Origin of the sequence: Helicobacter didelphidarum (assembly GCF_003364195.1) — a bacterium.
Lineage (GTDB): Bacteria > Campylobacterota > Campylobacteria > Campylobacterales > Helicobacteraceae > Helicobacter_A > Helicobacter_A didelphidarum.
The window spans coordinates 1-1,319 of record NZ_NXLQ01000137.1 but is presented as its reverse complement, the minus strand read 5'-3'; the positions used below and the strand labels follow the sequence as shown (position 1 = coordinate 1,319).

2 protein-coding genes and 1 pseudogene are annotated in these 1,319 nt (G+C 31.5%); all 3 read left to right on the top strand.

Translation table 11 applies throughout. From position 1 onward, the window contains the following. Positions 1 to 246, top strand: a pseudogene (locus CQA53_RS11520) (hypothetical protein); the annotation flags it as partial. A gap of 99 nt (positions 247 to 345) precedes the next feature. After that, positions 346 to 516 (top strand): hypothetical protein, encoded by a 171-nt coding sequence (locus tag CQA53_RS12795; RefSeq protein WP_181882477.1) that lies wholly within the window; start codon positions 346 to 348, stop codon positions 514 to 516. 98 nt (positions 517 to 614) lie between these two features. Next, positions 615 to 1,277, top strand: coding sequence for a hypothetical protein (locus CQA53_RS11515; protein ID WP_147290058.1), 663 nt, complete (start codon positions 615 to 617; stop codon positions 1,275 to 1,277). Positions 1,278 to 1,319 lie beyond the last annotated feature (42 nt).

Genomic DNA, 1,319 nt, shown 5'->3' with positions numbered 1-1,319 from the left:
TTTGTAAATGCCAATGAAAATATGACTCTAGAATCTAAAAAACATTTAACCTTACATTCTGATGCTTCTGATATAAGTGTGGCAACAGATATGGCTATCCAAGCAGGCAATAGCCTAAATTTCAACATAGGTGAGACTACTATTACTGCTACTTCAGATTCTGTCATCATAAAAGCAGGTGGAGTAGAAGTAGTGATAGATAGCAAAGGACTTGTAGTCAAAGGTGGAGAGGTGAAAAGTGAATAAAAGAGATAACACCATAATAAACAGAACAAAACATATAAATGTTATAATAGACAAAAACCAAAGAAGCCCAAAGAACATAAAACAATACAAAGGATTCTCATGCAAACTAATGCTTTGTCTCATCAAGACAATATCACACAAGAAAAAGATACTACACTCTATCCACATTCTTTTCTTAATCATGATAATATAAGCTCTGCTTTTATAGAGGAATTAGCAAGTTTGGAATCTATGCAAAATAATATAAACTATAGAGAAAGGATTGCATAATGTTTTTGTATTTTTTAAGGTATCACCCATTGTTTAAAAAAAATAAAAAAATTTTATACATGGTGTATCACATATTCGTAATTTTTTTCTTGGTGGCAATGCTCATAGTAGTCTTTGGCAATCTTGCCCTTACACTCCATGTTAAAAAAAATATAGTCTTACACGCTCAAATTATCCACAATCTCCCTCTTATTGTTAAGATATTACTTATACATTCTTTTTGGTTTGTTGTTGTATATCTTATTTTTGCCATTTTTGCTTTATTTTTTACTCCTACTTTTGCAAGAGCAAAAAACCACAATATAGGTAAGATTCTTATGGAAGTAAAATGGCAAAGGTGGAGATTTGCTGGTTTGATGTATCTCTTTCCTTGTTTTGGTATTCTAGTTTTGATATTGTTTGGTGTGGGACTAAAAATGTATGCTTTTGGTTTGACAATCTTATTGGCATGTCTATGGCGTGCATTAACTTATATAGCTGAAAACTCCCTTAGTATCACAGAGGAGGGCTTACTCATTGGGCGAATCTTTAGCGATGTCTTTATCCCTTATAAGAATCTCTATCCTTTAAGTGAAAAGGATATACAAGAAAAAGCAAAATCAGGTATAAAAATCCAATTTGATAAACAAGAAGGGTTTGGAGTAGGTTTTGATTGTATAGTAAGAAATGGCTTTGAAGTAAGCAAAGTATTTATGAATCTCTACAATGAAAAAGTAAAAGAATTTAGACAAAATCACTCTAAGGATTCTCATGCAAACTAATGCTTTGTCTCATCAAGACAATATCACACAAGAAAAAGATAC

Bases quoted from the DNA above. Each gene is read 5' to 3' on its own strand.
- CQA53_RS12795 (WP_181882477.1), top strand. From the start codon at position 346: ATGCAAACTAATGCTTTGTCTCATCAAGACAATATCACACAAGAAAAA.
- CQA53_RS11515 (WP_147290058.1), top strand. From the start codon at position 615: ATGCTCATAGTAGTCTTTGGCAATCTTGCCCTTACACTCCATGTTAAA.